Source organism: Aureimonas flava, from assembly GCF_003583935.1.
GTDB lineage: Bacteria > Pseudomonadota > Alphaproteobacteria > Rhizobiales > Rhizobiaceae > Aureimonas > Aureimonas flava.
On sequence record NZ_QYRN01000010.1, the window covers coordinates 95,667 to 118,634 of the forward strand.

21 protein-coding genes are annotated in these 22,968 nt (G+C 71.5%); 7 read left to right on the top strand and 14 right to left on the bottom strand.

What is annotated here, in order from left to right; translation table 11 throughout:
• Positions 1-7 precede the first annotated feature (7 nt).
• From D3218_RS17235 to D3218_RS17250, 4 genes are all read left to right on the top strand, one after another.
• Positions 8-823, top strand: coding sequence for an inositol monophosphatase family protein (locus D3218_RS17235; protein ID WP_119541313.1), 816 nt, complete (start codon positions 8-10; stop codon positions 821-823).
• Between the two features lie 31 nt (positions 824-854).
• On the top strand, positions 855-1,436 hold the full coding sequence (locus D3218_RS17240) for a histidine phosphatase family protein (protein ID WP_119541314.1): 582 nt from the start codon (positions 855-857) through the stop codon (positions 1,434-1,436).
• A gap of 64 nt (positions 1,437-1,500) precedes the next feature.
• Complete coding sequence (locus tag D3218_RS17245) at positions 1,501-1,932, top strand: DUF930 domain-containing protein (protein ID WP_168990582.1); 432 nt, start codon at positions 1,501-1,503, stop codon at positions 1,930-1,932.
• Positions 1,933-2,005: 73 nt separating this feature from the next.
• Positions 2,006-2,719 carry an MgtC/SapB family protein gene (locus D3218_RS17250; RefSeq protein ID WP_119541316.1) on the top strand — a complete coding sequence of 238 codons (714 nt, stop codon included), beginning with the start codon at positions 2,006-2,008 and terminating at the stop codon, positions 2,717-2,719.
• Between the two features lie 39 nt (positions 2,720-2,758).
• Here D3218_RS17250 and D3218_RS17255 read toward each other — a convergent pair whose 3' ends face one another.
• From D3218_RS17255 to D3218_RS17315, 13 genes are all read right to left on the bottom strand, one after another.
• Positions 2,759-3,484, bottom strand: a complete 726-nt coding sequence (locus D3218_RS17255) for a class II aldolase/adducin family protein (RefSeq protein WP_119541317.1) — start codon at positions 3,482-3,484, stop codon at positions 2,759-2,761.
• The gene (locus D3218_RS17260; protein ID WP_119541318.1) at positions 3,481-4,869 is read right to left on the bottom strand and encodes an FGGY-family carbohydrate kinase; all 1,389 of its coding nucleotides are present in this window, start codon (positions 4,867-4,869) and stop codon (positions 3,481-3,483) included. The genes D3218_RS17255 and D3218_RS17260 overlap by 4 nt, the downstream gene beginning before the upstream one ends.
• Positions 4,866-5,939, bottom strand: a complete 1,074-nt coding sequence (locus D3218_RS17265; protein WP_245415095.1) for an ABC transporter permease — start codon at positions 5,937-5,939, stop codon at positions 4,866-4,868. The genes D3218_RS17260 and D3218_RS17265 overlap by 4 nt, the downstream gene beginning before the upstream one ends.
• On the bottom strand, positions 5,932-6,972 hold the full coding sequence (locus D3218_RS17270; RefSeq protein ID WP_119541319.1) for an ABC transporter permease: 1,041 nt from the start codon (positions 6,970-6,972) through the stop codon (positions 5,932-5,934). The genes D3218_RS17265 and D3218_RS17270 overlap by 8 nt, the downstream gene beginning before the upstream one ends.
• Positions 6,965-8,458, bottom strand: a complete 1,494-nt coding sequence (locus D3218_RS17275; protein ID WP_119541320.1) for a sugar ABC transporter ATP-binding protein — start codon at positions 8,456-8,458, stop codon at positions 6,965-6,967. The genes D3218_RS17270 and D3218_RS17275 overlap by 8 nt, the downstream gene beginning before the upstream one ends.
• A 64-nt stretch (positions 8,459-8,522) precedes the next feature.
• Complete coding sequence (locus D3218_RS17280; protein WP_119541321.1) at positions 8,523-9,527, bottom strand: substrate-binding domain-containing protein; 1,005 nt, start codon at positions 9,525-9,527, stop codon at positions 8,523-8,525.
• Between the two features lie 23 nt (positions 9,528-9,550).
• Complete coding sequence (locus D3218_RS17285) at positions 9,551-10,570, bottom strand: LacI family DNA-binding transcriptional regulator (RefSeq protein WP_119541322.1); 1,020 nt, start codon at positions 10,568-10,570, stop codon at positions 9,551-9,553.
• Positions 10,571-10,917: 347 nt separating this feature from the next.
• Positions 10,918-12,231, bottom strand: a complete 1,314-nt coding sequence (locus tag D3218_RS17290) for an MFS transporter (protein WP_119541323.1) — start codon at positions 12,229-12,231, stop codon at positions 10,918-10,920.
• 168 nt (positions 12,232-12,399) lie between these two features.
• Positions 12,400-13,431, bottom strand: coding sequence for a 2,5-dihydroxypyridine 5,6-dioxygenase NicX family protein (locus D3218_RS17295; protein ID WP_119541324.1), 1,032 nt, complete (start codon positions 13,429-13,431; stop codon positions 12,400-12,402).
• A gap of 64 nt (positions 13,432-13,495) precedes the next feature.
• The gene (locus tag D3218_RS17300) at positions 13,496-14,131 is read right to left on the bottom strand and encodes an N-carbamoylsarcosine amidohydrolase (protein ID WP_119541325.1); all 636 of its coding nucleotides are present in this window, start codon (positions 14,129-14,131) and stop codon (positions 13,496-13,498) included.
• 13 nt (positions 14,132-14,144) lie between these two features.
• On the bottom strand, positions 14,145-14,900 hold the full coding sequence (locus D3218_RS17305) for a maleate cis-trans isomerase family protein (RefSeq protein ID WP_280959980.1): 756 nt from the start codon (positions 14,898-14,900) through the stop codon (positions 14,145-14,147).
• Complete coding sequence (locus D3218_RS17310; RefSeq protein WP_119541326.1) at positions 14,897-15,718, bottom strand: alpha/beta fold hydrolase; 822 nt, start codon at positions 15,716-15,718, stop codon at positions 14,897-14,899. Before D3218_RS17310 ends, D3218_RS17305 begins: the two co-directional genes overlap by 4 nt.
• A complete protein-coding gene (locus tag D3218_RS17315) occupies positions 15,715-16,860 on the bottom strand; it encodes an FAD-dependent monooxygenase (RefSeq protein ID WP_119541327.1) in 1,146 nt (381 codons plus the stop codon). Before D3218_RS17315 ends, D3218_RS17310 begins: the two co-directional genes overlap by 4 nt.
• Before the next feature lie 421 nt (positions 16,861-17,281).
• Here D3218_RS17315 and D3218_RS17320 point away from each other — a divergent pair, with 421 nt between their 5' ends.
• From D3218_RS17320 to D3218_RS17330, 3 genes are read left to right on the top strand one after another with little or no spacing between them, the layout of a single operon-like run.
• The gene (locus D3218_RS17320; RefSeq protein ID WP_119541328.1) at positions 17,282-17,761 is read left to right on the top strand and encodes a MarR family winged helix-turn-helix transcriptional regulator; all 480 of its coding nucleotides are present in this window, start codon (positions 17,282-17,284) and stop codon (positions 17,759-17,761) included.
• 28 nt (positions 17,762-17,789) lie between these two features.
• The gene (locus D3218_RS17325; protein WP_119541329.1) at positions 17,790-18,302 is read left to right on the top strand and encodes a (2Fe-2S)-binding protein; all 513 of its coding nucleotides are present in this window, start codon (positions 17,790-17,792) and stop codon (positions 18,300-18,302) included.
• Positions 18,299-21,865, top strand: a complete 3,567-nt coding sequence (locus D3218_RS17330) for a molybdopterin cofactor-binding domain-containing protein (protein WP_119541330.1) — start codon at positions 18,299-18,301, stop codon at positions 21,863-21,865. The genes D3218_RS17325 and D3218_RS17330 overlap by 4 nt, the downstream gene beginning before the upstream one ends.
• A gap of 396 nt (positions 21,866-22,261) precedes the next feature.
• On the opposite strand, the gene D3218_RS17335 is transcribed toward D3218_RS17330, so the two are convergent.
• On the bottom strand, positions 22,262-22,930 hold the full coding sequence (locus tag D3218_RS17335) for a flavin reductase family protein (protein ID WP_119541331.1): 669 nt from the start codon (positions 22,928-22,930) through the stop codon (positions 22,262-22,264).
• Positions 22,931-22,968 lie beyond the last annotated feature (38 nt).

Genomic DNA, 22,968 nt, shown 5'->3' on the forward strand with positions numbered 1-22,968 from the left:
AGAGACCATGTCCGACACGTTGCAGCATGAAGACGAAGCCGTCGCCGAGCGCCAGGCGCTGGCCGAGACCATCGCCAGGGAAGGCGGGCGCGTCGCGCTCGGCTACTTCCGAGACCGCAGCCGGCTGACCGTCGACCGGAAGACGAGCGGGCAGGACGTCGTGTCCGTGGCCGACAAGGAGGTGGAGACGCTGCTGCGGAAGCGGATCGCGGCGCGTTTCCCCGAGGACGGGCTCCTGGGCGAGGAATACGGCCTCCAGGACGGAACGTCGGGCTTCCGGTGGGTGATGGATCCGATCGACGGGACCAGCCCCTTCGTGTTCGGCATCCCCGCCTGGTGCGTCTCCATCGCTGTGATGCGGGGCGAGACGATCGTGGCCGGCGTGATCTACGCGCCCACCACGGACGAGCTCTATTCCGCCCGGCGCGGCGGGGGCGCGACGCTGAACGGGCGGCCGATCCGGGTGGCCGAGACGGCGACGCTGCAGACCGGCGTCCTCGGCCTCGGCGCCAATCATCGCGTTCCCAGCCGCGTCGTCTCCGGCGCGATCGAGCGGCTCCTGGACGAGGGCGGCATGTTCATCCGCAACGGCTCGGGCGCCCTGATGCTGGCCTATGTGGCGGCGGGCCGGCTGGCGGCCTACTGGGAGCCGCACATGAACGCCTGGGATTGCTACGCCGGCTTCGTGCTGGTGGAGGAGGCCGGCGGATGGATCGTCGATCCGTCGGGCTGGAGCGCCCTGATGGACGGCGGGGCCGTGTTCGCCGGCTCGCCCGGCACCAGGGCGGATCTTCTGCGGATCGCGGGGGCGGAGGCGACTTGACGGGTCGGGCGCGCCCCGCCGAAATCGCGCGATGGCCTCGCTTCTCTTCGTCAGCCATCCCGAGGTGGTGGTGGACCCGCAGATCCCGGTGGAGCGCTGGCACCTCAGCGCGCCCGGTGTCGAGCGGATGCGCGCCTTCGCGCATGCGCCCGGCTGCGCCCGGATCGGGGCCGTCTGGGCGAGCACCGAGACCAAGGCGATCGAGGCGGCGGGAATCCTGGCGGGTGCGCGCGGTCTCGGGGGCCGCGTCGCGCGCGACCTCGGCGAGAACGACCGCAGCGCCACGGGCTACCTCGCGCCGGCGGAGTTCGAGGCGATGGCGGACGCCTTCTTCGCCCAACCCGCCGCCAGCGTCCGCGGATGGGAGCGGGCGCTCGACGCCCAGGCCCGCATCCTCCGGGCCGTGCGCGCGATCGCGGCGGAGCACGGGGACGGCGATCTGGCCGTGGTCTCGCACGGCGCGGTGGGCACGCTTCTCCTTTGCGCCCTCCAGGGGCGGGACATCGCCCGCGCGTCGGACCAGCCGTTCCAGGGCCACGTCTGGACGGCGTCCCTGCCGGATCTCGTTCCGCGCACCTCCTGGCGGCCGATCGCGCCCCGGATCGGGGCATGAGACAGGGCCCCCGGAACGACGGTTGGGATTGCCAGAGATGGTTCGGCAGGCTTATCGATGTCCGATGACCCGTCGCCCGACCCCGCGGAACCGGACCCTTCGTCCGGCGACCGTCCTTCTCGCAAGCCTCCTCCTGTCCATCGCCGCCCCGGCGCACGCCCTGTCGGCGCGCGAGATCGCGGAAATGAAGCAGTTGACGCCCACCGACCGGATGATCCAGGTCTGCTTCCTGAAGCTGGAGGACCGCATCTCCAAGGAGACGCGGTACCGCCGCGTCGACCGGATCGTCATGGACGCCTTCTCGCGCGGCAAGGTCGCCGGGCGCACCGTGCGCGCCGCCGGTGCCGCGTTCCGCGACCGTGGAAACTGGTTCAAGCTGCGCTTCCGCTGCTCGGTCACGCCCGACCGGCTACATGTCGAGACGGTCGAGTACCAGATCGTGTCGCGCAAGCCCGTGCCGCGCGGGGAATGGGAGGACCATTGGCTGTTTCCCTGACCGGGCGGGAGCGCGCCTTGCCCGGACGCCGCTCCGGCGTCGCCCCGCGCGCCCCATCGCTCCACGGCCGCCCATGATCTCGAACGGCGACGTCCTGCTTCGGCTCCTGACGGCGGCGGCGCTCGGCAGCCTGATCGGCCTGGAGCGCGAGCGGTTGCTCTGGAACGCGGGCATCCGCACGCACATGCTGGTCTGCGTCGGCGCCTGCCTGTTCGCCATCGTGTCGGCCTACGGCTTCCAGAACGCGACGCGGATGGAGCACGTGGTGCTCGATCCCTCGCGTATCGCCGCGCAGGTCGTCTCGGGCGTCGGGTTCCTCGGCGCGGGCGCGATCCTCCTCAAGGGCAACGCGGTGCGCGGGCTGACCACGGCCGCCAGCATCTGGGCGGTCGCGGCGCTCGGCCTTGCCGCGGGCGGGGGACTGTATTTCGCGGCCGCGACGGCGACCGCGATCATCCTGGTGATCCTGGCCGGCATCAAGCCGCTCGAGGAGATCTACCGAACGCGGCTCCAGGCCCTCGTGGTGCGCGTCCGCGCCGAGCCCGGCGCCGTGTCGACGGCCGACGTGAAGAACCTCCTGCGGGTGCGCGGCGGCCAGATCAAGCGCGTGATCGAGACGATCGGCCCGGACGGCGAGGTCGATCTCGTGCTGCAGCTCGTGCGCGTCGCGCCCCGCGCGATCCAGGATCGCGTGGCGCGGCTGGCCACGCGGTCCGGCATCCGCTCGGCGGTGGTGGAGCGGCAGGACGCGAAGTCGGGGCGGACCGCCGTGTCCCGCGCCGACTGACGCCGCCGGAAGGCCGAGACCTCCCGGCGGCGCCGGGCCTCACGCGTCGGCGCGGGGCCTCGCCTCGTCCGCGCCCGGCTTGGCGTTCGGCGTGTCGTTGACGCCGTCGAGGTCGGGCGCGTGGCCGTAGCTCATGTTCCGCATCTGCTGCATCACGCGCGCCATCTCCTCGTCCGGCAGCACCGGCGGTTCGCCGAGGACCCGGGCCTGGACGTAGAGGCGCGACAGCGTCTCGACCTCGATCGCCAGCGCCAGTGCCGCGGCAGGCGTCTTGCCGAGGGCGATCTGGCCGTGCTGGCCGAGGAGGCAGGCCATGCGGTCCTCCAGCGCCTCCAGCGCGGCGTCCGACAGCGCCTGGGTGCCGAAGGTCGCATAGCGCGAGCAGCGGATGGTGGTGCCGCCGGCGATCGCCGTCATGTAGTGGAAGCTCGGGATCTCGTGGTGATGCACGGCCAGCGTCGTGGCGTAGACGGAATGGCAGTGGAGCACGCAGTCGACGTCCGGCCGGGCGGCCAGGATGTCGCGGTGGAACCGCCATTCCGAGGAGGGGCGGCGGGCGCCCTCGTAGCTGCCGTCGAAGAACATCTGCACGAGGTCGCCCGGCTCCATCAGCTCGTAGGGCAGCGAGGTCGGGGTGACCAGGAAGCCGGCCGCGTTGCGCACCGACAGGTTGCCGGCGGTCCCCTGGTTGATGCCGCTCTCGTTCATGCGGCGGCAGGTGGCGACCATGTCCCGGCGAAGGGCGTCGTCGTTGTGGGCTGTCATGAGGCATGGCTCCAGGGATGGGAGAGGTCGCACCAGCGCGACCAGTAGGAGGGAAGATCGGGCAGGCCCGACACGTCCGGCGCTTCCACCGCGAGCGGCGCGGGGCCCCGTCGCGCTTCGTGCCCGGCGATGAGGGCCGCCCCCGTCGCCGTGCCGTGAGCGTCGCGGTTGACGAGCACGCGCGCTGTGGGGTTGAGCGCGGCCAGGATCGCGCCGAACAGGGGATCGCGCACCAGTCCGCCGTCGAGCACCACGGTGCGGGACGGCGGAAGGGCGCGCAGGCAGCGGTTGGCGAGCATCGCGGCGTAGAGGAGGCCGAGCGTGAAGCGGACCGAGGGATCGCCGGCCAGAGGGCCCCGAACGTGGCCGCGCCGCGCGGTGCCGGGAAACAGCCCGTCGTCCGCGCCGAACGAGGGCAGGGCCATGGTGCCGCTGCCGACGATGCGCCGCAGGGCGTCGCGCGTCGCAGGCCCGGCGTGCTCGCCGACCACCGAGGCGAATTCGCGCCCGCCCATCGTCAGCATGCCGGGGACCGGGCGGCCGCGGACGTCGGCGTTGCAGGAGAGGCCGGGCGTCTCCCGGTCGAGATCGACGCCCGCGTGGTCGGTCAGGGCGACGATCCAGGTGCCCGTCGAGACCACGGTGAGGTCCTGGAGCCCGGCCGCCTGGTAGCGGTAGAAGTTGGCCGAGGAGTCGTGGATGCCGCACACGACGCGCGTGTCCGGGCGCAGGCCGCAGCGCCGGGCGATCGCCGGCCGCAGCGGCCCGAGGGTCTCGAAGGCGGGACGCAGAGGCGGCAGGAGCCGGCCCCATCCGCGCTCGGCGACGAGCCGGGCGGGGCGGGCGTCGGCGCCCGACCAGAGGTGCGACTGCGCGGCAAGGCTCGTGACCTCGCTCGCCAGGACGCCGCTCAGGCGGAAGGCCCAGTACTGCGGCAGCGCCAGGAAGGCTTTGGCCCGCGCGAACACCTCGGGCCAGCCGCGTTCCAGCCAGAGCATCTGCCGCGCCAGGTGGGCGGAGCCGAGCATCACCGCGCTGCCACGCTCGCGGAACGGGCCGGCCATCGCGGCGTAGTCGCCGGCAAGACCGGACGGCGGGTCCTGTTCGTAGTCGATCATCGGCAGGGCGGCGCCGTCCGCCTCGACCAGCACCCCGCCCGATCCGTGCGAGCAGGCGACCACCGCCTCGATCGCGTGGCGCCGCCCCAGCTCGGCGAGGCCCGCGAGCAGCCAGTCCTCCAGGGCGGCGAGGTCGTGGTGGCGGTAGGGCGGCCCGTCCACGACCCGGTTGGGCGCGGACAGTTCCTCGAGGATCGCGCCCTGCGCCGTGGCGGCGAAGAGCTTGACGTTGGTCTTGCCGACGTCGAAGACGGCGACCGTGCTCACGCCGCGCCCCCGTCGCGGCGCCGCAGGATCGAGACGAACAGCGCCAGGTGGGGGCGGATCGACTGCGCCGTCACCACCGCGATCAGGGTGCCGCCCCAGATCGCGAGCGTCAGGTAGTTCGACAGGCCGAACTGGTTGAAGCCCGACGAGATCACCTGGAGGATGGCCAGCGCCACCATCAGCCCGCCCACCGTGCCGAAGCCGCCGAAGGGATCGACGCCGCCCAGCACCGCGGCGAGGATGGTGACCAGGAGATAGGACTGCGCGTAGTCGGCGCTGGCGGAATTGAAGATCACCAGCATCACCAGCGCGGCCATGAAGCACACGAGGCTGGACAGGGTGTAGACGCCGACCAGGACGCGCTTCGTGTCGATCGCCGAGTAGCGCGCGGCCTCGAGGTTGGAGCCGATCATGTGGCAGGCGATGCCGAAGGCCGTGCGCTTGAGGACGAGGCCGACCAGGATCGCGACCGCCACCATCACGAGGAACACGAGGGGGATGCCGAGCACGCTGGAATTGCCGATCCGCGACACGAGGTCGGGCACGCCCGAGAGGGCCATGCCGCGCGTCAGGTAGATGCTGACGCCGTCGATCAGCGACTTGGTGCCGAGCGTCACCAGGATCGGGTGGACGCCCGTGTAGGCGACCAGGGCGCCGGTCAGGAGCCCGATCGCCAGGCACAGCAGCAGCCCCGCCGCGAGCGCCAGCGCGACGCCGGCGAGGACCGCCCCGGTGCCCGCCTGCGCCGGGATCGCGGTCTGCATCACGAACACCATCAGCAGCGCGCACTGGTTGGTGGTGGCGATGATGGCGAGGTTCAGCCCGCCGGTGACGAGCGGCACGACCATGGCCAGCGACAGGAGCCCGAGGAGCGGGAGCTGGAACATGAAGGAGCGCAGCGTGCCGACGCTGGCGAAGCCGGGAACCGCCAGGGAGAACAGGACGACCAGGGCGACCAGGAGCCCGGTCAGGCCGAGATGGGCATGGGGGATCGCGGCCCGCAGCCGGGCCATCATGTCCGCCAGCGGGCCGTCGTCGGCCAGCGGGTGGGAGGTGCGGTTCTCAGGCATGGGCGGCCTCGCCGAGGGTTCGATGGCGCCGGCCGCGCCGCGACGACAGGACGGTGAGCGAGGTGGAGGCCAGGATGGTGAGGCCGATCACGATCTGGAAGAAGTAGGAGGAGACGCCCAGGAGGTTGAGGCCGTTCTGGAGGATGGCCAGGAGCACGATGCCGAGCAGCACGCCCGGCACCGTGCCGATGCCGCCCGTCAGGCTGGCGCCGCCCAGCACCGCTGCCGACAGGACGGCGAGCTCGGTGTTGACCATGGCGTTCGGCACGCTCTCGCCGACCCGGTGCGCCTGGAGGAGGCCCGCCAAGGCGGCCAGCAGCCCGAGGAAGCCGTAGGCCACGAACTGGAGCCGGCCGATCCGCATGCCGATGCGCCGCGCGGCTTCCGCGTTGCCGCCCATCGCATAGAGCTGGCGGCCGACCGAGCTGCGCGTCATCAGCGCCCAGGTGCCCAGGCTGACGGCGATCATCGCGACGATCGGCAGGGTGACGCGCACGAGGTCGCCGCTCGCCGTCTCGGTCTCGTAGAAGGTGACGCGCGTCGTCCACCAGTCCGGCAGGTCGTAGATCGAGCGCCCGCCCGAGAAGTACATCAGGAGCGAGAAGGTGACGCTCATCATGGCGATGGTCGCGATGATGGAGGGAATGCGCACGAAATGGATCAGCGCGGCGTTGAGGCAGCCGAGCGCCGTGCCGACCGAGAGGCCCAGCGCCACGACGAGCGGGGCGGGCAGGCCGAGCCGCGCCGCCAGGAGCGCGGCCACATACTGCGAGACGGAGGCCGTGGCGGCGAAGGAGATGTCGATGCCGCCGGACACCAGCACCACGAACAGGCCCATCGCCATGATGGCCTGCACCGAATAGGTCTCCAGGAGGTCGATCGCGTTGGGCAGGGTCAGGAAGCCCGGCGCGGCCGCGCCGAAGACCGCGACCGCGAGCACGATCACGCCGAAGAGCCAGGCTTCGGGGCGGCGCCGGAGACGGGCCAGCGCGGCGGCGGCGGAGGGCGAGGATGCTTGCGCGGCGTCAGGCATAGATGCGTTCCTCCAGTTCGCGTTCGGTGATGCGGCCGGGAACGCACTCGCCCACGATCCGCCCGGCCCGCATGTGCAGGACGCGGTCGCACGTGGCGAAGGCCTCGCCGACCTCGTCGGAAATGACGATGACCCCGACGCCCTCGCGCGCCAGCTCGGCGACGATCTCGTAGATCCCTTGCTTGTTCTTGATGTCGACGCCCACGGTCGGCGAATCGAGGATCAGGACGCTCGGGCGCGTCGCCAGCCACTTCGCCAGCACCACGCGCTGCTGGTTGCCGCCCGACAGGGTCTGCACCGCCCGGTCGATGCCCGGCACCTTGATGGCGAGGCGGCGCACCCAGTCGCGCGCGAGCTCGCTGCGGCGGCGGCGCGCGATGAAGCCGGAACGGCCCGCCAGGCCCTTCATCACCGCGAGGCCGATATTGTCCTCGATCGACTGGGGCAGGATCACGCCGAGCGACAGGCGGTCCTCCGAGACATAGGCGATGCCGGCGTGCATCGCGTCGCGGTTGGAGCGCAGGACCAGGGGCTCGCCAGCGAGCCGGATCGTGCCGCCTTCCGCCCGGTTCATGCCGAACAGCGTCAGGGCGAGCTCGGTGCGCCCGGCGCCGAGCAGGCCGACGAGGCCGAGCACCTCGCCCCGGCGCAGGGTGAAGCTCACGTCGGCGAACTCGCCGCGCCGCGACAGGCGGTCCACCACCAGGAGCGGCTCGGCCGCGCCCATGTCGCGCGCCGCGACGCCGTGGTCGATGTCGAGGCCGGTCATCAGATGGGCGATGCGGCGCTGGTCGACCTCGCCGACCGGCCAGGTGCCGACCTTGCGCCCGTCGCGCAGGACCGTGACGCGCTCGGCGATCTCCACCACCTCCTCCAGCCGGTGCGAGACGAAGACCACGGCGATGCCGTCGGCCTTGAGCCGCGCCACGATGGCCAGCAGGCGGTTCACCTCGGCGCGCGTCAGCGAGGCGGTCGGCTCGTCCATGAAGATCAGGCGCGCCTCGGCCGCCAGCCCGCGTGCGATCGCCACGATCTGCCGCTCGGCGACCGGCAGGTCGGACACGAGCGCGGACGGGTCGAGATCGAAGTCGAGGCGCCTCAGGACGTCCTGCGCGATGCGGCGCATGCGCGCGCGGCGCACCGGCTTCAGCGCGCTCTCGAGATGGCACTCCACCGCGATGTTCTCGGCCACCGACAGGTTGGGAAACAGCGACAGGTCCTGGAAGATGACCTGGATGCCGAGCGCCTTGGCACGGGCCGGCGAGAGCGGCACGACGCTCTCGCCGCCGATCTCGATCGTGCCCTCGGTCGGCGGGTGGACGCCGGCCACGGTCTTGATCAGCGTGGACTTGCCGCAGCCGTTCTCGCCCACGAGGCAATGGACCTCGCCGGCGCGCACGTCCCAGTCGATGCCCTCCAGCGCCCGCACCCCGCCGAAATGCTTGGACAGGCCGACGAGCCTGAGAAAGGGAACTTCCATCGTCATCGGCCGCCTCCCGTCGCCCGGATCAGAATGCCGGCGGCCGGTCGCGGCCGCCGGCGCGCCGTCGTCAGAGACCGAGATCGACGAGGCGATCGATGTTGTCCCGGTCGAGCGATTCCAGCTTCTGCGCCTGGATCAGCCGCTTGTCGGGGTAGACGCGCACCGGGCCGACGCCGACGAGCTCCATGTTGTCGGTCGGCTCCTGGCCGGCTGCGAGCATGGAGGAGAGCTGGGCGAAGACCTCGCCCGCCGTCAGCGGGTTCCAGATGTAGCCGCCCCGGATCACGCCCGACTTGACGTACCTGGCGCCCTGGCCGGGCGAGAAGCCGCCGACCAGCGCGACGCTCTTGGCCTTGCCCCGATCGTCCAGCACGCGGGCGGCGCCGATCGGGCCCTGGCTGCCGAAGGTCAGGATGCCCTTGAGGTCGGGGTTGGCGCGGAGCTGGTCCTGGGTGGTCTTGAGGCTCTCGTCGAGGCTCTCGGCGACGCCGAAGCGGTCGCCCACCATCTGCATCTTGGGATACTTCTCCTTCTGGTAGGCGATGGCGGCGTCGGCCCAGGCGTTGTGCAGCGGCACGGTGAGCGAGCCGACATAGACGATGTACTTGCCCTCCTCGCCCATCTCCTTGGCGAGCAGGTCCATATGGGCCTGACCGTAGGCCTCGGTCGTGGTCAGCTCGAAGTCCCAGTCCTTCTCCCGCTGGTCGGGCCCCTCGTGCGCCAGCACCTTGATGCCGGCGGCGCGGGCGCGCCCGAGAACCGGCTCCAGCGCGGCGGAATCGTTGGGCACGATGCCGATCACGTCGACCTTGCGGGCGATCAGGTCCTCGATGGCGCGGACCTGCTGGGCCGCGTCGGCCTGGGTCGGGCCGACCATCCAGGCGTTGACCTTGTATTCCTCGGCGCCCTTCTTGATTCCCTCCTCCATCGCGTTGAACCAGGGAATGCCCCCGATCTTCACGACGATTCCGGCCTGCGGCTCGGCGCTCTGCGCCAGGGCGGCCGGGCCGGCGAGCGAGAGGGCCAGCGCACCTCCCATGGCCGCGAGAGCGCGGCGACGCGACATCAGCATCGTTTCATCCTCCCTTGTCATGCCTAGCCCGCCCGGACGGTTCTCCGGTGCGGGACCCGCAGCGTGGAGCCGCGGATCGAGACGGCGCATTCGAGGCGCCTTGTTTCCTCGGGGGCCTCCCGACCCTCCATGCGGCCGCGAAGCAGCGCCCAGGCGGCCACGGCCATGTCCTCCACCGGCTGGCGCACGGCGGTGATGCCGGGCGACACGAGCCGCATCCACTCCATCTCGTCGAACGAGGCGAAGGCGAGGTCGGCGGGGATCGACAGTCCCATCCGCGCGACGAGCTCGTAGGCCAGAAGCGCGGTCATGTGGTCCAGCGCGAACAAAGCGTCCGGCCGCCCCCGCTCCAGCCGGGCGCGCAGGCGGTTCTCGGCCGCCCTGCGCTCGAAGCCGACGTCCAGCATCTCGGCGTCGATCGCGCCGGCCGCGGCGGCGAACCCGTCCCAGCGCTCGCGCACGTTGCTGATCGAAAGGCTGGTGCCGACCACGAGGCAGCTCGCCATCCCGGCCTCCAAGAGGTGGCGCGCCACGGCGCCCGACGCCGGCCCGTTGTCGACGGCCACGAGGTCGAAGCCGCCGTGGTCGGGAATGCGGTCGGCCACCACGGCGGGGATGGCGAGCCCGGCGGGAAGGCGCGTCGCCAGCGCCCCGTCGCAGGGGATCACGATGAGGCCCGCGGGCCGCCAGGCCCGGATGCTGGCGAGGCGGTCGGCCTCCTCGTCCGGGTCGTTGCGGGCGGACACCACCACGAGGTCGAACCCGCCCACGCGGGCCTCGTGCTCCAGCGTCGAGACGAAGGCCGCGAACATCGGGTTGGTGAGGTCCGGCACCACCACGGCCGCCAGCGCCGCCTTGCCCGAGCGCAGGCGCGAGGCTGCGATGTCGGTGACGTAGCCCAGTTCCTGGATCGCGGCGCGGACGCGAAGCGCGAAGTCGGGCGAGACGCTCGCCTTGCCGTTGATGACGTTGGACACGGTGGCGATCGACACGCCGGCCCGCTCGGCCACCATGCGGATGGACGGCGTCTGCTGCCGAGACATGCGCACCCTCCCGCCCGACGGCCCGGCGCAAAACCGGGTCCGTGAAACAATAAAACGTTTCATCGGAGGCTATGCGAGCGTCGATATTCTGTCAACGATGTAAAGGGGCGGAGAAGCGCGGAGCTTTGCTGCGCTGCAAAAGCATCGGCCGGGTGCGGCGGCGAAGAGGCGTGTCGCGGAGCCCGCGGATCCTCGAGGTCGCGGCGGCTCCCCGGGGCCGCGATGCGCCGGGCGGGGGCGCCCGAAGGTGCCGCGGCCGGTCGGCCCTGTCGGCACCGGACCCCGGTGGGGGGCCCTGGTATCGCGATCCGGCCGGCGGGGAGCCGGCCGGATCGGTGCGCGCTCGCCTATTCGAGCACGAGGTTGCGCGATTCGACGTCGATCAGCCAGACGCTGAGGGCGGCGAGCACCAGGAGGCCGGAGATCGTCGCCAGGGCCGAGGTGAAGCTCGCGGCCATCAAGGGGGCGATGATCGAGGGGGCGAGGAGGCCGCCGACCCGGGCCATCGCGCCCGCCAGGCCCATGCCGCTCGCGCGCAGGCCGGTCGGGTAGATCTCGGGCGTGAAGGCGTAGAGCGCTCCCCAGGTGCCGAGGAGCGAGAAGCTCATCAGCAGCGTCGACCCGATCACGATCAGGTTCGTCTGTCCGAGGCTGTAGAGCAGGCAGCCGATCGCGCTGAGGAACAGGAAGGCCATCAGCGTCGGCTTGCGGCCCCACTTCTCGACGCCGTAGGCGGCCAGGGCGAAGCCCGGAAGCTGGACCAGCGCGATGAGAACCAGGAACATCTGGCCGCGCATGAAGCCGAAGCCTTCGCCCGACAGGCGCACGGGCAGGTAGACGAAGATCCCGTAGTAGCAGATCGAGACCAGGACCCACGTCGCCAGGAGGAAGACGGAGCGGCGGCGCAGGAGGGGCGAGAACAGCGCGAAGATGGACTTGCGCTCCATCGCCTCGGGCCGGAGCTCGCCGATCACCTCGGTCGAGCCGTTGGCCTTGGCCATGCGCTGAAGAACCTTGCGCGCCTCGTCCGAACGTCCGGTCTTGTTGAGGTAGAGGGGCGACTCGGGAACGTAGAAGCGCAGCACCAGGCCGATGATCGCCGGCAGGCCGGTGCAGAAGAAGATCGTGCGCCAGGCCTCGCCGCCCTGCGTGCCGGCGTAGAGCGCGATCACGGCGAGCAGGATCGTGCCGATGGCCCAGAAGGATTCCAGGAGCACCAGCCACCGGCCGCGACGGTTCGCCGGCAGGAACTCGGCCATCATCGTGTAGTCCACCGGAAGCGTGCCGCCGACGCCGATGCCGGTGAGAAAGCGCAGCGCCAGGAGCCAGGTCAGGTCGGGCGCGAAGGCGGAGGCGATGCCGAAGATGGCGTCGATGATGATGGCGATCACCAGAACCGGGCGCCGGCCGATCCGGTCGGCCAGCCGGCCGAACGCGAAGGCGCCGATCAGCATGCCGACGAAGAACAGCGTTCCGGTCTGGAGCGCCTGCGGCACGGTGATGCCGAAACTCTTGGCGATCGAGGGTGCGGTGAAGCCGATCGCCAGCACCTGCATGGCGTCGGCGGCCCAGACCAGCCCGAAGATCACGAAGAGGCGGTGCTGGAATCGTCCGACCCCCGCCGCCTGTATGCCCTGCTCTACCGATATGGCTGCTGTCACGACCTGACCCTTTCGGTGCCGATGGATGGGGTCACGGCACCGCCGCGGCGGCGATCCGTGATGTTCGCTGCGTTCGGGCAAGGCCCGGCCCTTCCGGCCGGCGCACGGGGCGCCGGCCGGTCGGATTATGTCGGGGGAGCGCGGGTCCCGGCGCCGGGACGCCGGCCCTCAGCGGTCGCCGAACCGCATCTCCTTCACGACGAGATCGCCGTCGACGACGATGGCTTCGTCGTCCAGGAAGAGGGAGCAGCCGCGCATCGGGATGTCGAGATGGCAGGCGGTGTCGTTGGGCCCGCCGAGCTCGTTGTTGGGCCCGGTCGAGAACATGACGTTGCCGTAGAAGGAGCGCGGCTCCATGCCCATGCCGCCGGGAAACTCGCCGGGGATCATGCCGTGCCACTTGGCGTTGGGGTTCATGCCCCAGCCGATATGGCTCATGCCCATGCCGCGCGGATCGCGGAAGCCGGCCATGTAGGACTTCACCAGTTCGGCGTCGAGACCGCCGCGGATGTCCACCACCCAGCCCTTCTCGATCGTGTAGGTGATCGGATCGCGCACGTACATGTTGTGCGGCAGGAGGATGTCGCCCGGCGCCACCACGATCTGTCCGTCGACGCCATCGTCGTCGCCGCCGGTGAACACGAAGCCGGACGGCCAGTGGTCCCAGCGGCCCGGCTCGTCCGTGCAGGCGTATTCGGCGACCGTGGGATAGGTGTTGAGCTTGTAGGTCACGTCCGTGCCGTGCGGCGAGGTGATGCGCATCACCTTGGCCCGGGCGAGGTAGTCGGCGCCGATCTGGACCTTTTCGCGCAGCTCCGCGCTCGGCAGCATGCGGGCGAGGAGTTCGGGCGGCTCCACCGCCGTCAGGATGCGGGTGCCCGCCGCCTGGATCGCGAACTGCTCGGGCGAGAACAGGAGGAACACGCAGTCGATCAGCATGTCGCAGTTCTTCAGCGCCTTCACGGCGTCGGGCAGGGCGGCGAGCCCGGTGACGCCGACGTTCCAGCCGCCGGTCGGCAGCGGGGCCGGCAGGCGCATGTGGTACATCCGCGCGCCCAGGCGCTGGCCAGCGGCCATGAAGGCGTCGGCATAGTCGAGCCGGTCCGACCCTTGCGTCAGCACGACGAGCTTCTCGCCCTCGTGCACGCCCGACATCTTGAGCTGGTGAAGGCAGATCTCGGTGAAGCTGGATTGATCCATTCTCGGTCTCCTTGGATGCGTGGGGCGCCGGCGGCCGCGGCGGGCGGGTGGGGGCGACGCTCCCTCAGGCGGGAGCGCGCGTCAGGTGGGAGACGGCCTCGTCCAGCGAGACCACGTCTCCGTACTTGGAATCGATGTCGAACAGGTTGGCCTCGTGCGGGCCCTCGTGCCGGTCGCCCACGCAGTCGCGCACCACGATCGTGCGGAACCCGTGCTGCACCGCGTCCACCGCGCTGGCCCGGATGCAGCCGGAGGTGGAGCAACCGGCCAGGATCACCGTGTCGACGCCCTGGGCGTGCAGCATCGGCGCCAGGCTCGTGGCGAAGAAGGCGCTGGCATACTGCTTGGTCACCACCGGCTCCCCGTCCAGCGGCCCGACGCCCTCGCAGAACTCGGCGAGCGGATTGCCGGCCACCATGTCCCGCATCACCGGCGCCTTGCGCACCCAGACGCCGCCGTCGGCGCAGCCCGGCGCGTGGTACAGGATGTTGGTGTGGATCACCGGCACGCCCGCCGTGCGGGCGGCCGCGAGGAGGGCCGGCGTGCGGGCGACGGCCGCCACCACGCCGGGGGCGAAGAGCGGGGCGCCGGGCGTCGTGTAGGCTTTCATGAAGTCGATCACGAGAAGGGCGGGGCTGGCGCCGAAGCCGATGCGATTGCCCCAGACGCCCCGGTAGTTGTCGCTGGCGCTCTGCTCCATGGCCTCGCCCTCCTCAGTACGCGCCGGAGAGGAGCGCACCGGCGCCCGGAACCACGGGTTCGAGCTCCAGCGCCTTCAGCATCTGGTAGGTGGTGGCGATCGCGGCGGTCACCACCGGCTTGCCGGTGAGCGCCTCGACCTTGGACACGCTGGCGAGCGAGGGCATCTGCACGCAGGCCGACAGCACGATCGCGTCGACGCCCGTCGTGTCGAGCCCCGCGACGATGCCCGGCAGGTTCGCCGGATCGTGCGCGGCGACCTTCAGGTTGTCGGAGATCTCCAGCGCCGCGTGCGAGACGACCTCGACGCCCTCGGCCTCCATGTAGTCGATCACCATCCGCGTGAGCGGCTTCATGTAGGGAGCCACCACGGCGATGCGCTTGGCCTTCATGATGCCGAGCGCCTCCACCAGCGCGCCGGCGCTGGTGACCACCGGGGCGGGGGCGCCGTTCTCGGCGGTCACCGCCGCCAGGCGCTTCTGGCTCTCGCGATGGTAGCCGTGGCCCATCGACATGATGGCGACGAGGCAGGCGTAGCCGAGGACGTCGACGCGGGCGTCGGAAAGCTCCAGCGCGCAGCGGTCGGACTGGGCGTCCATCGCGGCCAGCTCGTCCTTGGTCACGTGCTTCATGCGCATGCGCGCGGAATGGAACGTGAAGCGCTCGGGCCGGATCAGCTGGCGCGCCGCCAGCATCGCCGGGATCTCGGTCTCCATCGTGATGTTGGAACTCGGCACGATCTGACCGATGCGATAGGTCCTGGCGGTCATGCTGCGGCCTTTGCGAAGGAGGTGCCCAGGATCGTGTCGAGAGCCTCGAAGAAGCCGTCGAAGTCGTCCCAGGGGATCATGTGCCCGGCTGCGGGAACATGGGCGATGCGGATCGCGGGATTGAGGGAGAGGATCTCCGCCTCGTCGGCCGGCTCGATCACGCCGCCGCGTCCCGCCACCATCAGCCCGGTCGGAAGCGCGAGCGCGGGCAGGTCGGCGTGGATGTCGTCGGTGTGGAAGCCCTCGAAGGCGGTGACGATGGCCGGCTCGTAGCAGGTGTGCAGCCATTCGGCGCGCAGCGCGAGCTGCTCGGGCGTCCAGGTCGGGCAGAAGGCGCGCATGGCCTCGGCGTCCATGCCGGCTTCCGCCTGACGGATCGAATCGACATACCAGGGAAGCTTGGACGGGTAGGCGCGCCGCCCCGGCCCGGAGACCGGCGGATCGACCAGCACGAGGCGCCCGAGGCCCGACGCGTCGCGCGTCGCCGCGCGCACCGCGATCCGCGCGCCCATGGAATGGCCGAGCACGGTGACGCCCGAGAGGCCCTTCGCGGCGACGAAGCCGGTCAGATCGTCGGCCATCGCGTCGAGACCGTAGTCGAGGTCGGGCCCGGTGGAGGAGAGGCCGCGGCCGCGCACGTCGAGCACGAAGACGTCGAAGACCTGCGCGAGACGCTCTGCGACGAAGGTCCAGGTCACCGCGGGGCTGGTGATGCCCGGCACGAGGACCAGGGGCGCACCGGGACCGCGGTGGCGCACGTAATGCTGCCGGATGCGGTTGGCCTGGACGTTGCCGCCGGAGACCGGAGCCGGGCTCATGCCGCCACCTCGTCCCGCAGCGGGACCTCGAAGATGTCGTAGCCGAACACCCAGGCCGGATCCTCCTGCGTGCGCAGCCAGGTGTTGGCGTTGGACACCGCCTGGACGCGCGAGGCGCGCGCGCGCCGGTTGACCTCGTAGAGGCGGAAGGCGGTCTCGGTGTCGCCGAGGCCGGTCTCCTGGAGGCAGCGCGTCAGCATCGCCGCGTCCTCGATGGCCATGCCCGCGCCCTGCGCCATATGCGGCTTCATCGGATGGCAGGCGTCGCCCAGCAGCACCATGCGGCCGCGGCTCCACAGCGGCAGCGGGCTGCGGTTGAGCAGCGGCCACTTGGACACCTCGACGGTGCAGTCGACCAGCGCCTGCACGATCGGGTGGTAGCCATCGAACGCCTCGCGCATCTCGTCGGCGCTGGAGGGGACGGAGGACCCGTCGAAGTCCCAGGCCGGGTGGGGCACGCCGGTGACGTAGTAGTATTCGTTCCGCTCGCCGGTCGTATGGTAGGCCATCAGGTGGCGATCGGCGCTCCACCACTTCACGCACGGCTCGAACTCGAACCCGGTGCGTGCCAGCTTCTCGGCGTCGATCAGGGCGCGATGGCCGACCCAGCCGCTGTAGTTCGGCTTCTCCTCGCCGAGGAGCGCCTCGCGGATGCGGGAATTGATGCCGTCGGCGCCGATTACGATATCGGCGCGCGCATGGGTTCCGTCGGCGAAGCGCAGGTCGACGCCGGACCCGTCGTCCTCGATGCCGGTCAGGCATTTGTCGAAATGCAGGGTGCCCGGCTGGAGCGCGGCGATCTGGAGGGCGTGGAGGTCGCCGCGGTGCACGGTGACGTAGGCGGCGCCGTACTCCTTCACGGCGAAGTCGCCGAGCGGGATGCGCGCCAGGTAGTCGCCGCTCGCGCCGTCGCGGCTCATCCAGAAGTCGGGATGCGAACTCATCGCCAGCAGAGCGTCCTCGATGCCGAGGCGCCGGAAGATCTTGAGGATGTTCGGGCCCATGTGGATTCCCGCACCGATGCGGGAGAAGGCCGGCGCCTGCTCGAAGATGTCGACGGTAAAGCCCGCGCGCTGGAGAAGGGCTCCGGCGGCGGCGCCGCCCAGACCTGCTCCAACGATGGCGATGCGCGAAACTGACATGGAATGGCACCTTCTTCTACGTCCGGCGCGCAGAGACGCCGAGACCCTTACCCAGACAATCAAGCGCCTACACTATAAAAGCAAGCGTAAATTAGAGGCAGGCTGCATAAAGTTTAGCGTCTAGACCGCCGAAAAATGCTGCATTGCAAAGAAAACTGGGCAATTGACAGTTTTGCCACTTCGCTCTTACCGTAGCGCATACGCTACAATTCGGGGGGTCGGCGGATGCCGTCGGCCCTTCGGTGGAGGCCCATGTCCACCTGCCATTTCCTCCCAATCCGAGCCATCCGTCGCCTCGAAGCCGCCTTCGCTCCGCTCGTCGGACGTGGCTCGTCCCATGTCGCGCGACAGCGCGGACCGGCCTGCGCTATGAGTGGCGCCGGACCATCGGGCGGCGGCAAGACGGAAAGATCGGGCAGGCATGGATTCACGGAACGCAGAGGCGGAGGAGGACGTGCCGGACGGCGCGGCGCCCTACGAGATCACCGAGCAGGTCGGCTATCTCCTGCGCCGCGCCTATCAGCGGCATCTCGCCATCTTCCAGGCCAATTCCGGCGACGGCCAGCTCACCTCGGTCCAGTTCTCCACCCTGTGCGCGCTGCGCGACCACGGCCCGCAGTCGCAGAGCGAGCTGGTGCGCGCGACGGGGGTCGACCAGGCCACGATCCGGGGCATCGTGGACCGTCTCAAGGCGCGCGCGCTGATCTCGCTGGCCAAGGATCCCGCCGACGCGCGCAAGGTGATCATCGCGGCCAGCCCGGCCGGCCTCGACATGGTCGCCGAGATGATCCCGCATGCGCGCCGCATCACCGAGCTGACCTTCGGGGGCCTCAATCCGGCCGAGCGCCTGGCGCTGCTCCACACGCTGCGGCGGATCGTCGAGGTCGACGACGTGGGGTGAGAGCGGCGGCGTGCGGCGAGGTGCGAGCGTGAACGCCGCGTCCGCCCCGGAGCGGACCCGCCTCGAGGTCAACGGGCGCACGGTCGAGATCGAGGCGGCGCCGCAGACGCCGCTTCTCTATGTCCTGCGCAACGACCTCGAATGCAACGGACCGAAATACGGCTGCGGGCTCGGCGAATGCGGAGCCTGCGCGGTTCTCATGGACGGGCGCGCCGTGCGCTCGTGCACCGTCCCGCTGCGCGCGGTGGGCGCGCGAGCGATCACCACGCTCGAAGGTCTCGGCTCGCGCGACGAGCCGCACCCGGTGCAGCGCGCCTTCATCGACTGCAACGCCGCGCAGTGCGGCTACTGCCTCAACGGCATGATCGTCGCCGCGGTGGCACTCCTGGCGCGCAACGCGCGGCCGAGCGAGGCCGAGATCCGCGCCGCGCTGCGCCATCACCTGTGCCGCTGCGGCACGCATCTGGAAATCCTCGCCGCCGTCCGCCTGGCCGCCGACCGGATGGCCGAGCCCGCCGCCCCCGCCGAGACCGCCCGATGAGTGACTCCCGCACAGACCGCACCGCCGCCAGCTTCCTCGACGCCGCCGACACGCTTCTGGTGATGCGCCCCGATCCCGCGGGCGAGGGTCCGGGCGAGCTCTTCCTGGCGATCGGCGCGGACGGGGGCGTCACGGCGTTCAACGGCCATGTGGACCTGGGCACCGGCATCCGCACGGCGCTCGCGCAGATCGTGGCCGAGGAGCTCGGCGTCCCGTTCGATTCCGTCACCATGGTTCTCGGCAGCACGGCCGGCGCGCCCAACCAGGGGGCGACCATCGCGAGCGAGACGATCCAGGTGACGGCGATCCCGCTGCGGACGGCCGCCGCCACGGCGCGGGCGCACCTTGTGGCGGTGGCGGCGCGCCGCATGGGGGCGGATCCGCACGCCCTCGTCGCCGAGGACGGCGTGGTGCGCACCGAGCCGCCCTCCAACGTCTTCCTTCCCTTCGCCGACCTCGTCGCGGGCGCCGCCGTGCGCCTGACGATCGATCCGCAGGCGCCGTTGAAGCCGGCCGCGCAATACCGGATCATCGGACGCTCGCAGCCGCGCGTCGACATCCCCGCCAAGGCCACCGGCACGTTCATCTACGTCCACGACGTGCGCGTGCCGGGCATGCTGCACGGGCGCGTGGTGCGCCCGCCCTATGCCGGCTTCGACGCGGGCCCGCATGTGGGCACGAGCTTCCTCGGGCTCGACGAGGCGTCGGTGGCCGACGTCCCGGGCCTCGTCGCGGTGGTGGCGATCGGCGATTTCGTGGGCGTCGTGGCCGAGCGCGAGGAGAATGCCGTCCTGGCGATGCAGCGCCTCCAGGTCGCCTGGGCGCCGCCGCCGCCCGTGCCCGACCTCAACGCGCCGGAGGCCGCGCTGCGCGGCAACCCGTCCACCGCGCGCCTCCTCACCGACCGGGGCGACGTGGATCGCGCGCTCCGCGGCGTCGCCGAGCCGATGGACCGGACCTATGTCTGGCCCTACCAGATGCACGGCTCGATCGGCCCGTCCTGCGCCGTGGCCGACTGGCGCGAGGACGGCCTGACCGTCTGGTCGGGCACCCAGAACCCGTTCCCGATGCGCGCCGACCTCGCCCGTCTCCTGGATCTCGCGGAGGACCGGATCGCGGTGCACCGGCTGGAGGCGGCCGGGTGCTACGGGCGCAACTGCGCCGACGACGTGACCGCCGACGCGGCGCTCCTGTCGCGCGCGGTGGGAAGCCCGGTGCGGGTGCAGCTCACGCGCGAGCAGGAGCATGCCTGGGAGCCGAAGGGCGCGGCGCAGGTGGTCGACGTGCGTGGCGGACTGGACGCCGAGGGCGGCCCGGCCGGCTACGAGTTCGAGACGCGCTACCCCTCCAACCTGGCGCCCACGCTCGCCCTGATCCTGACCGGCAAGGTCGCTCCGGTGGCGGACGTGCTCCAGATGGGCGACCGCACCGCGATCCCGCCCTACGCGTTCTCGAACCTGCGCGTCACCGTGCACGACATGCCGCCGATCGCGCGGGCCTCCTGGTTCCGCGGCGTGTCGGCCATGCCGAACACGTTCGCGCACGAATCGTTCATCGACGAGCTGGCGAGCGCGGCCGGCGTCGATCCGATCGAGTACCGGCTGCGATACCTGCACGACCCGCGCGCGGCCGATCTCGTGCGGGCGGTGGCCGAGCGCGCGCAGTGGGTGCCGCACGAGCGGCCGGGCACGCACGGCGGCGAGGGCGACATCCTCTACGGGCGCGGCTTCGCCTACGCGGTCTACGTTCACGGCAAGTTTCCCGGCACGGCGGCGGCCTGGGCCGCCTGGGTCGCCGACGTCGCGGTGAACAAGGCGACGGGCGAGGTCGCGCTGACGCGCGTCGTGTGCGGCCAGGACACCGGGCAGGTGGTCAACCCGGACGGCGTGCGGCACCAGATCCACGGCAACGTCCTCCAGTCCGCGAGCCGCGTCCTGAAGGAGGAGGTGCGCTTCTCGCCGACCGCCGTGACCAGCCGGGAATGGGGCGCCTACCCGATCCTCCAGTTCCCGGAGGTGCCCGAGATCGACGTGCTCATGGTGCCGCGCCCGGACGACCCGCCGCTGGGCGCCGGCGAATCCGCCTCGGTGCCGAGCGCGGCGGCGATCGCCAACGCGATCTTCGACGCAACCGGGGTCCGCTTCCGCGAGCTGCCGATCACGCCGGAGCGGGTGCGCGCCGCGCTCAACCCGCTGCCTGCGCCCGAGCCGCCGCCCGCCCCGCCGACGCGCAAAGGCTGGCGGCGATGGGGGCTGCCCTTCGCCGCGCTGGCGGGTCTGGGGACCCTCCTGACCACCGCGATGCCGCTTCGTCCCGCCATCGCCCCGATCGCGCGGCCCGCCGCCGACGTGTTCTCGCCGGCCACGATCGAGCGCGGCCGCCTGGCCGCCGCCGCGGGCGCCTGCAACGTCTGCCACGCCGCGCCCGACGGCACCGCGTTCGGCGGCGGACGGGCGCTGGAGACGCCCTTCGGCACGGTCTACGCCACCAACATCACGCCCGACCCGGAGGCCGGGATCGGGGCCTGGTCCTATTCCGCCTTCGAGCGGGCGATGCGCGCCGGCGTCAGCCGCGACGGCCATCATCTCTACCCCGCCCACCCCTACACGTCCTTCGCCAAGGCCGGCGAGGCCGACCTCCAGGCGCTCTACGCCTATCTGATGGCGCAGCCGGCCTCCGCCGCGCGCACGCCCGAGACGCGCCTGCGCTTTCCCTTCGGCATCCGCCCCCTGATGGCGGCCTGGAACGCGATGTTCCTGTCCGCCGGTCCGGCCGGCGCCGAGGCGGCCCGGTCGCCGGAATGGAACCGGGGCGCCGAACTGGTCGAGGGGCTCGGCCACTGCAGCGCCTGCCATTCGCCGCGCAACGCGCTCGGCGCCGAGATCGCGGGACGCTCGCATCTGGCGGGCGGCTCCGTGGACGGCTGGACCGCCCCCTCGCTGACGCAAACGAGCCTCGCCCCGGCGGGCTGGACGGCCGAATCGCTCTACGACTACCTGCGCACCGGCCATTCGGCCTTGCACGGCGCCGCCGCCGGGCCGATGGCCCCCGTGGTGGACGCGCTGAGCGCGCTGCCCGATGCCGACATCCGCGCGATGGCGCACTATCTCGCCGAACGCCGGACGGGCGTGCCCACGCCGGACGAGGCGCGGCTGCGGGCGGACCGGGCGCTGGAGCGGAGCCGCGCGGCGGCGCCCGCGGCGATGGCGGCGGCGCCGGTGGGCGGGCGCGCCTTCGAGGGAGCCTGCGCCGCGTGCCACGGCGACGCCGGCCGATCGACCTCGCTCGCGCTCAACACCGGGCTTCACGCCGAGCGCCCGGACAACGTGATCCAGGCGATCCTCGGCGGCGTCGAGGCACCCGCCTCGCGCCCGGCGGCGGCGCACGCCGCTGCGGACGGGCCGGCGGACGAGGTGTCGGCCATGCCCGCCTTCGGCGCCACGCTGGACGACCGGACGATCGCTGAGCTCCTGCGCTATCTGCGGGCGCGCTTCGCCCCGGACAAGCCGGCCTGGAGCGGGCTCGACGAGGCGGTGGCGGCCGCAAGGGCCCACGCGCACTGACGCACGCGTGCCTCGATCAGCGCAGCCTCTCCAGAAGGCCCGGCAGCGTGTCGCGTTCGGCCCCGTCCAAGGGGGCGGGCGTCTTGCCGGTCACCGTGAAGGCGCTCGGCCTGTGGCGCCCGAACGCCGCACGCCCGGCCCCCGAGCGGGAGCGAGATCGACAGGCGACGGCGGTCGCTGGGGTCCGGCAGCGTCTTCACCAAACCCTTGATCGTCGCCACGTCCATCGCGGTGTCCCGCCCGAGAAGGCTCTGCGGCCGGTCGCCGATCTCGGCCAGCGTCGCGGGGACGGTCCATTGAGTGGGCGTCGGGCGGGCGCCGAGATGCGGGGAGAACAGCACGGCGTCCCGCCGTCGGACCTGGCGCAGCCCGAAATCCAACACGGGGATGCACGACTTAGTCATCTGTCGGCATGTCGGCCGCCGGATCCCGAGGATGGCGCGCCCAGTCCTCCTTCGAGTGGGTCCTGATGTCGAACTGGTCGCGGGTGCGGGCATAGGTATGACCGCCCATCCGCCCGACCGCGTCCATCACCTGCTGGTCGATATGGAGGTTGGTGGGGTCGAGCGCGTCGCTGCGCACGAACAGGCCGACCACCTCGCCGAGGATGATCTCGCGAGCCGGGCTGACGCGCAGCACCGAGTGGAGACGGCATTCGAGCGCCGCCGGCGCGGCCAGGATGCGCGGGCTCGCGACCATGGCGCCCGGCGCGGTGTCGAGCCCCGCCTCCGCGAGCTCGTCCACCTCCGGGCCGAACTTGATCGCGCAGATCTCCATCTGCCGCACCAGGGCGTCGTCCACGATGTGGACGGTGAATTCCCGGGTCCTGTCGATGTTGCGCGCGGTGTCCTTGAAGCTGAGGTCCGCCTGGTTCTCGACCCCGATCGCCACGATCGCGGGATCGTGGGTGAGGACGTTGAAGAAGGAGAAGGGCCCGGCGTTGCGCCGGCCCTCGCCGTCCACGGTCGTCACCAGCGCGATGGGGCGGGGGATCACCGTGCCGATCAGGAGCTTGTAGCGCTCGCGCTCGGTGAGCGCGGCGAAGTCGAAATGGGTGTGGGTCATCGAGGCGGTCCTGCGGGGCATCGGGTCGAGCGCCGGGC